Consider the following 332-nt stretch of genomic DNA (forward strand, 5'->3'; position numbering starts at 1 on the left):
AAAGTAACGGTTTCTACTTGATCATCAGCTGCTTTACTACCATCAGCGTAAACGTAGTGGATAGTTCTCGTAATTGACTTGGTTAAGTTATCTTTACTAGTTCCATCAGGATATTTTGGTCCCGTTGGATTATTTGGATCAACTGGTTGTCCCGGTTGACCCGGATTATCTGGCGTAACCGTCTTGGTCTTGTGTTTAAAGATAACTTTGAAAGTTGGGTTGTCGGTATTAAATTCGTACCCATTTGGATAACCATCAGTGACTAATTCGTAACCTTGGGCCTCTAAGCTGGCAATTTCGTTCTTTGTACTGTAATCAGACTTAGAACCGAA

At 40.4% G+C, this 332-nt stretch carries 1 protein-coding gene; it reads right to left on the reverse strand.

The window, feature by feature from the left end; genetic code table 11:
- Positions 1-332 (reverse strand): mucin-binding protein (locus tag AC6UD6_RS07015; RefSeq protein ID WP_500696178.1); only part of this gene is annotated, 332 nt, incomplete at both ends.

It is taken from the genome of Fructilactobacillus sp. X8R2C1 (assembly GCF_059900955.1).